Annotated in this window: 7 protein-coding genes and 1 pseudogene; 5 read left to right on the top strand and 3 right to left on the bottom strand. The window is 63.7% G+C overall.

The annotated features are described in order from the left end of the window. Window positions 1–517, bottom strand: a pseudogene (locus MOV74_RS28145) (hypothetical protein); the annotation flags it as partial. A gap of 366 nt (window positions 518–883) precedes the next feature. On the opposite strand from MOV74_RS28145, the gene MOV74_RS28140 reads away from it, so the two are divergent. The 3 genes from MOV74_RS28140 to MOV74_RS28130 all read left to right on the top strand — a co-directional run bounded on the left by MOV74_RS28140 (window position 884) and on the right by MOV74_RS28130 (window position 2782). After that, window positions 884–1480, top strand: a complete 597-nt coding sequence (locus MOV74_RS28140; RefSeq protein ID WP_246929864.1) for a L,D-transpeptidase — start codon at window positions 884–886, stop codon at window positions 1478–1480. A 118-nt stretch (window positions 1481–1598) separates the two neighbouring features. Then, window positions 1599–2582, top strand: a complete 984-nt coding sequence (locus tag MOV74_RS28135) for a hypothetical protein (protein WP_246929863.1) — start codon at window positions 1599–1601, stop codon at window positions 2580–2582. 17 nt (window positions 2583–2599) lie between these two features. After that, window positions 2600–2782: a hypothetical protein gene (locus tag MOV74_RS28130; protein ID WP_246929862.1), complete on the top strand. Its 183-nt coding sequence runs from the start codon at window positions 2600–2602 to the stop codon at window positions 2780–2782. Between the two features lie 9 nt (window positions 2783–2791). Here the strand turns inward: MOV74_RS28130 and MOV74_RS28125 are convergent, their stop codons facing one another. Together MOV74_RS28125 and MOV74_RS28120 are read right to left on the bottom strand one after the other, a co-directional pair. Then, window positions 2792–3226: a hypothetical protein gene (locus MOV74_RS28125; protein ID WP_246929861.1), complete on the bottom strand. Its 435-nt coding sequence runs from the start codon at window positions 3224–3226 to the stop codon at window positions 2792–2794. Window positions 3227–3346: 120 nt separating this feature from the next. Further along, the gene (locus MOV74_RS28120; protein WP_246929860.1) at window positions 3347–3811 is read right to left on the bottom strand and encodes a MarR family winged helix-turn-helix transcriptional regulator; all 465 of its coding nucleotides are present in this window, start codon (window positions 3809–3811) and stop codon (window positions 3347–3349) included. A gap of 101 nt (window positions 3812–3912) precedes the next feature. Here MOV74_RS28120 and MOV74_RS28115 point away from each other — a divergent pair, with 101 nt between their 5' ends. Then, window positions 3913–5835: an FAD-binding monooxygenase gene (locus MOV74_RS28115; RefSeq protein ID WP_246929859.1), complete on the top strand. Its 1923-nt coding sequence runs from the start codon at window positions 3913–3915 to the stop codon at window positions 5833–5835. Window positions 5836–5990: 155 nt separating this feature from the next. After that, window positions 5991–6485: SH3 domain-containing protein (locus tag MOV74_RS28110; protein WP_246929857.1), on the top strand; the 495-nt coding region annotated here is incomplete at its 3' end.

Below are 6485 nucleotides of genomic sequence, written 5' to 3'. Positions count from 1 at the left end.
CGGCGACCGGCGCGGTCTGCGACGTGGCGGTCAAGGATGTGGAAGGCAGCAGCGACGCCACGACCGGGGTCCATTCGGCGAGCATCTGTTTGGCGGTATCGCCGTGCTTCTCCCAGGCGACGGCGGCGGCTGCGCTTCCTCCCGCGAACAGGAACGTGACGAATGCACCGCGCAGCCACCTGCCCACGGCAGATCGCTTTCGCGGGCCACTGCCATCGCTCGCTGCGACACGTATGGCGGTATCGACAGAGGGTGGGGGCGCCGCCGGCGGCTCCGAGACAGGACTGAACCTGGGCTCCAGAGAGATTTTGCGCTCTAGCGAGAATTTGGGCTCCGGCGCAAATTTCGGTTCCGGACGCGTCGTGACGTCAGGCGCCAGCGCCGGCGCCACGCTGATGGGGCGCGATGCCAGCACGATGTCGGGCGAAATCTGAATAGCGTCGTGCGGATCGTTGTCCTTGACCGTGTCCTTCACGATCTCATCGACGATTTGCTTAGGGTTCAGCGTCGCGAGCATCGCAGCTCCTTTGAAGCCCAGATGTTTGAAACCCGGGTGTTAAGTCCTGGTCGTCCGCATTGGCGCGAGCCGATCTCTTGAGGCGAGCCCCCAAACTGATGAGCCCGGCCGATGACGCACGAGTCCAGCCGGGTTTGACCAAAGCAAGGCGAGGGGATGGAGATGATGCGACGCTCCTTCCGCGGTTTGTGGTGATGGAACCCACTTTGTCGAACACGCGCATGTGTTCCGCGTTGCCTTGTTTTCAGCACGATTTTGGCAGCATCTGGGGAGGCTGGGGGCGCTGCTATCCGCTATCGGGGGCCGGCGGTGCCAAGATCCTTAATCGCCTTGTTCGTTGTTGCCTTGCTGCCGCTGGGCGGCTGCATGCAGGCAACGCTTTCGCCGTCGACCGACGCGAGCATGACGCCACGCGACCGGCAGTTGCTCGCTCACACGCCTTACGCGCAGGCGAACGTGCCGGAGCAATATCTCCGTCATGTCGTCGACTACAACCGCAAGGAGCAGCCGGGCACCATCCTCGTCGATACCGACGCGCGCTACCTCTATTACGTGCTGCCGGATGGCAAGGCGATCCGCTACGGCGTTGCGGTCGGCGAGGAAGCCATGGCGTTCTCCGGCGTCGCGCGGGTCGGCCGCTTGGCGGAATGGCCGGACTGGGTTCCGACGGCAGATATCCAGGCGCGGCTTGGACCGTATCCGGCGCGCGTTCCCGGCGGTCCCGCCAATCCCTTAGGCGCGCGTGGCATCTATCTCTATGCCGGCAACAAGGACACGCTCTACCGCATCCACGGCACCAACCAGCCGGAATATATCGGGCAGGCGATCTCGTCAGGGTGCATCCGCATGCGCAACGAGGACGTGATCGATCTGTACGACCGGGTGAAGCTCAATTCGATGGTCGTGGTACTGCCGCCCGGACAGAGCGCGCGGGCCGAGGCGGGCTCGCGCTGGCGCGGCTAAGCCCGCACGCGAAGATGGCGCGACATCGCTGGCGCGTGCTTACAGACAATTTTATCCATTGTCTTGCGCGCGCCGTAACGCTTCGCGTCTAGCGTGCAGCGGGCAAGGGGTTGCTCGCATGTATCTCGTCAAGAATTCGCCTCGCGCGCTGTTCGCCGCGCTAATTCCGCTCGCTATCGTCGAGGCCGTGCTGCTGGTCTTCGCCGTCGCGGGAGGGCAGGTGACCGATCCGGTCGGTGTGCCGGCGCCGGATCAGATCCTGGTGTTCTATGCCAGCCGCATGGCGATGAACGCCGCCTTGCTGTTCGCCGGACATATGCTGCTGCGGCAGTGGACGGTCTCGAGCCGGCTTGCCTACGGTCTGATGGGCGGCGTCATGGCGGCGGTGAGCTACGGCATTGCGATCCGCAACCACATCCAGCTGGCCGCGCCCGGCGACGGGACTGTGGTGACCATCGGCCTGTTGCCGACCATCGCGGGCATGATCGGCGGATTCCTCTACGGCCAGTTCGCCGGGGTGAGCCCGGTTGCGCGCGCAGCCGCGGAGGCTGCCGGGGCCGTTGCACCAAGAAATCCGCCCCTGGTGTTCAACGGGCCGGTCCGCGTCCGCACGTCGTTTGCAGGCATCGTCATTGCCGCACTGATCCCGACGGTGCTCGCAACCCTGCTGCCCTACACGCTGCTGCCACTGCTGATGAACGGCTTTGCGGACAAGAGCACGGCACACATCTTCGCGGCGGTGATCCCGGCGCAGACCTTCATGGTCATGATGGTGATCTCGGTCATTCCTTCAAGCATCTTCATGCTCTGTGTTCACCACGTCGCGCGGGCCATGAGCCGCCCTAATGCGTGGGAATACGCGGTCATTGGCGGCGTTGCGGCGTTCGCCTGCACGCTGTTGCTCGCGTTCGCAGTGCCGCTGCTTGCCTTTCTCGTGGTGCCGGCAGGCTTCTGCGGAGCCGTCATGGGCGCGCTCTATCGCCGCTTCGCCGGTATCGAGCCGATGCCGCTACCGGAAGCCGTGATCGCAACCGATCCGAACGCGCTGGTCGATGCCGATCATCCGTCGCGGCACCAGCATGGCGTCATCCTCAGCAACTGATCTCCGGGGACGGAAACATGAAAGAGCTTGCGGCGCTTGGCGCGGGATTGGCGATCGCAGCCGTGGCGGCGCTCTGGTTCACGACCGGGCCCGTGGTGGTAAACGCTGAGATCAAGCCGCTGCAACCGAGTGCGAATATGCCGACCTTCAGGCCCGTTCCGACCGAACTGGCCGGCCCGAGCGGTCGTGACAACCGCTGACGCGCTCGCCTAATTCTCGGGCCGGGCAACGCGCCATTGCAGCGTCGTGGCATTGCCGTTGGCATCGCCCGGCGTCTTGTCGGCGGCCGAGGTGTAGAGCGGGCGGTAGCGGTACGCCCACATCCTGCTGCCGTCGTTGCGGCTGATCACGGTGAAGTCGCCGATGGCCCTGGCGTCGGTCGTTGCGGGCAACGGCACCCAGCTCTCGGTGCACTTGCCGTTGCAGTTCGACGTTTTGCCGGTGGTATCGCGCTCGTAATAATAGAGCGTCATGCCCTTGAGATCGACGAGCTTGGGACCCTGCTTGGTAATGACCACCTTTGCTGGTGCGGTCGTCGCCTCGGGCTTAGGCGGAGGAGGGGCGTCGCTGCCGCCATGGCCGTTTGCGAGCGCATGGCCGGTCGAGAGCGCGATGGCCGCAGCCGCAATGAGGAACCTGAACATCCGAAACCCCCGAACCGCAAAGTTAATCGCGCGTTAAGCGCAGAATGTCGCCGACCCTAACAGCCGAAGGTTAGTTCCTGGTTTCGGCGCGCCGCGACAATTACGTACAAAAATACCGGATCATGTCTGCATGTCGCGGAGCGGCGCGCGGCTCAGATCGTTGCCGGCCGCAATCGTCTTGCGCAGCAGCCGCATCAATTCCTCGCTCTCCTTCGCGCTGAGACCACGCAGCATGATGCGCTGCGCCGATTCCACGGCCGGCGTGATCTTCCGCAGCGTGCGCCGGCCCTCGTCGGTAACCTCGAGCTCGCGGGCGCGGCGGTCGCGGCTGGAGGCGCGGCGCTCGACCAGCTTCTTCTGCACCAGGCGATCAATCACGCCGGTGATGGTCGTGCGGTCATAGGCGATCAATCCTGCGAGCGTCACCTGGTCGAGCCCCGGATTGGCCTTGATGGTCGCGAGCGCGGCATATTGCACCGGCGTCAGGTCGAAGCCGGCATCTTCGACCTCGGCCAGAAACACGGCCACTGCGATCTGCTGGAATCGGCGCGCCAGATGCCCGGGCATGTCGTTGTTGTCTTTCACCGAGTTCTCCGTTTGGACAAGGGCGGTGCGGATCGTTGACAAGTATACTGATAGTCAGCATACTGATCAATATCAAAACAGAGCGTTGACGGGAGAGGTTCATGCAATTCCATCTGAATGGATTTCAGCCGGGCGATCCCGAGATTGCCGATCCTGCCGAGCGCGTTCAGGCCTCCGGCGCAGCGGGCGCCGTGCCCGCCGAGGTCGATGTCCTTATCGTCGGATGTGGCCCTGCGGGCCTCACGCTCGCCGCCCAGCTTGCGCAATTCCCCGACATCAAGACCTGCATCGTCGAGCAGAAGCCGGACCGGCTGCTGGTCGGACAGGCCGACGGCATTGCCTGCCGCACCATGGAGATGTTTCACGCCTATGGCTTCAGCGAGCGCGTGCTGAAGGAGGCCTATTGGGTCAACGAGACGACGTTCTGGAAGCCGGACGAACGCTCGCCCGAGACCATCATCCGCAGTGGCCGGGTGCAGGACGTCGAGGACGGGCTGTCTGAATTCCCGCACGTCATCCTCAACCAGGCGCGTATCCACGACGGCTTTCTCGACGTCATGCGCAAAGCGCCGGCCAAGCTGGAGCCGCATTACAGCCGCCGCCTGATCGACCTCGCGGTCGATCAGGCGGCGGGTGACGACGATCATGCCGTAACGGTGCGGCTTGAACGCGTCGATGCCGCGAATGAAGGAAAGATGGAGACGATCAGGGCGCGCTATGTCGTCGGCTGCGATGGCGCCCGAAGCACGGTGCGCAAGTCGATCGGCCGCGAGCTGCACGGTGATTCCGCCAACCACGCCTGGGGCGTGATGGACGTGCTGGCCGTGACCGATTTTCCGGACATTCGCTTCAAGTCGTTGATTCAGTCGGCGAAGGACGGCAGCCTGCTGATCATTCCTCGGGAAGGCGGTTACATGGTTCGCATCTATGTCGAGCTCGCCAAGCTCGAGGTCGGCGAACGCGTCGCGAATCGCAGCATTACCGCCGACGACGTGATCGCCAAGGCGCAGCGGATCCTGAAGCCGCATATGCTCGAAGTGAAGGAGATCGCCTGGTGGTCGGTCTACGAGATCGGCCAGCGCCTGACCGACAAGTTCGACGACGTGCCGGACGCGGAGATCGCAACGCGCCTGCCGCGCATCTTCATCGCCGGCGATGCCTGCCACACCCACAGCCCGAAGGCGGGGCAGGGCATGAACGTCTCGATGCAGGACGCTTTCAATCTCGGGTGGAAGCTCGCCGCGGTGCTGCGCAAGCAGTGCGCCCCGCACCTGTTGCATTCCTATTCGGCGGAGCGCCAGGCGGTTGCCAAGGAGCTGATCGACTTCGACCGCGAGTGGGCGGGAATTCTCGCCTCCGCCGCCAAGGCCGGCGGCGCCGATGCCGCCAGGACGCAGGACTATTTCGTCAGGCACGGCCGCTACACCGCCGGCACGGCGACGCATTACGCGCCGTCCATCCTCACCGGTGCAGTCTCGCATCAGCATCTCGCAGAGGGCTTCATCATCGGCAAGCGCTTCCATTCCGCCCCGGTAATCCGGCTCGCGGATGCAAAGCCGGTGCATCTCGGACATGCCGGGCAGGCCGATGGTCGCTTCCGCATCTACGCATTTTCGCCCGCCGAGAATCCCGCAGCGTCGGGCTCTGCCATTCGTCGCTTGTGCAATTTTCTCGCCGAGTCCCCGAAATCTCCGATCCGGCGATACACGTCTAGAAGCTCGGACATCGACAGCGTGATCGATCTGCGCGCAGTGTTTCAGCAGGATCATCGAGAGCTCGCGATCAAGGCAATGTCGCCCATGTTGCTCCCAAGCAAGGGCCGTTACGGCTTGTACGACTACGAAAAGATGTTCTGTCCGGACCTCAAGAGCGGCCACGACGTTTTCGCAATGCGCGGTATCGATCGGACCGCCGGCTGCATGGTCGTGGTGCGGCCCGATCAGTATGTTGCGACCGTAGTGCCGCTCGATGATTTCGCCGGGCTAGCATCGTATTTCGACGCGTTCATGTTGCGGCTCAAATGACGGTCCGGCAGCGCCGCTTGCGCACCGCTCGATGAACGGCGGATGAATATTGAACCGCGCGTAGCGTGCGTTTCATTCTTTCGGCGGATGAGATCTCCGCACACGGAACGCCTGCTCCGATTACGCGTTCCGACTCGAAAGAGGAGGAACACGCCATGAAATTCAAGACCGCTTTACTTGCCGCATTGCTGCTCGCGCCAACGGCCGCATTGGCCGCGCCGGGCATCGTCACCGTCTCGACCGGCTTGCGCGCCGGGCCGGGTACGGGTTTTCCGCTGGTTGATCGCATCCCCGAGGGCGCCCGCGTCAACATCCATGGCTGCCTGCGCGGCAATGCCTGGTGCGACGTCAGCTTCTCAGACGATCGCGGCTGGGTGTCGTCGCAATATCTCGAATATCTCTATCGCAACCACTACGTCTATCTTCCCGACTATGTCGATGTGATCGACGTTCCTGTCGTCCCCTTCGTGCTGACGTCTTACTGGTCGAGCCACTATGGCGGACGTTCCTGGTATCGACGCCACGCCTATTGGAATAATTACTGGAGCTCGCATCAGAGCGTCGCGACGCGGATGACGATTGATCCGCGCGCGGCCCGGATCGGTCGCGCAGCAACGCGCGACGCGGCGATCGCACTCGAACGCAGCGGC

Source organism: Bradyrhizobium sp. SHOUNA76 (assembly GCF_023006445.1).
Taxonomy (GTDB): Bacteria; Pseudomonadota; Alphaproteobacteria; order Rhizobiales; family Xanthobacteraceae; genus Bradyrhizobium.
This window is presented reverse-complemented; position numbering and strand designations above follow the sequence as displayed.

What these genes read in the sequence shown, in the direction of transcription:
- MOV74_RS28125 (WP_246929861.1), bottom strand. Translation starts at nt 3,226, where the DNA reads ATGTTCAGGTTCCTCATTGCGGCTGCGGCCATCGCGCTCTCGACCGGC.
- MOV74_RS28135 (WP_246929863.1), top strand. Translation starts at nt 1,599, where the DNA reads ATGTATCTCGTCAAGAATTCGCCTCGCGCGCTGTTCGCCGCGCTAATT.
- MOV74_RS28115 (WP_246929859.1), top strand. Translation starts at nt 3,913, where the DNA reads ATGCAATTCCATCTGAATGGATTTCAGCCGGGCGATCCCGAGATTGCC.
- MOV74_RS28130 (WP_246929862.1), top strand. Translation starts at nt 2,600, where the DNA reads ATGAAAGAGCTTGCGGCGCTTGGCGCGGGATTGGCGATCGCAGCCGTG.
- MOV74_RS28140 (WP_246929864.1), top strand. Translation starts at nt 884, where the DNA reads ATGCAGGCAACGCTTTCGCCGTCGACCGACGCGAGCATGACGCCACGC.